1 protein-coding gene is annotated in these 492 nt (G+C 65.9%); it reads left to right on the top strand.

Features of this window, described 5'->3' with window-relative positions; all coding sequences use genetic code 11:
- On the top strand, positions 1–492 hold a 492-nt coding region (locus tag DSD19_RS21275), incomplete at both ends, for a methyl-accepting chemotaxis protein (protein WP_133260496.1).

The raw sequence follows: 492 nt of genomic DNA, 5'->3' as shown, positions 1-492 counted from the left end.
CTTGCCAGCGCGCTTCAGGCGCTTTCTGGCGGCGATCTGACGAGTCGGATCGATGAACGGTTCGCGGAGGATTACGAGCGTTTGCGGAGCGATTTCAACGCGACGGTCGACACGCTGAACGACCTGATCGGATCGGTGGTCGAGAACGCGACCGAGATCCATGCCCGGGCCGAAGAAATCAGCGGCGCCTCGGACGACCTGTCGCGCCGGACCGAGAACCAGGCCGCCACCCTGGAAGAGACCGCCGCTGCGCTCGACGAACTGACCTCCAGCGTGCGTTCGTCCGCCGACGGCGCGGCGCAGGTCGAGAATGTGGTGCGCGAGGCGCGCGGCAATGCCGAACAGTCGGGCCTGGTGGTCAAGGAAGCCATCGGCGCGATGTCCGAGATCAAGCGCTCGTCCGATGGCATCAGTCAGATCATCGGGGTGATCGACGACATCGCCTTCCAGACCAACCTTCTGGCGCTGAACGCGGGCGTCGAGGCGGCGCGG

Source organism: Rhodovulum sp. BSW8, from assembly GCF_003314725.1.
Lineage (GTDB): Bacteria > Pseudomonadota > Alphaproteobacteria > Rhodobacterales > Rhodobacteraceae > Rhodovulum > Rhodovulum visakhapatnamense.
The sequence above is the reverse complement of the archived record's forward strand: the minus strand, read 5'-3'. Positions and strand labels throughout refer to the sequence as shown.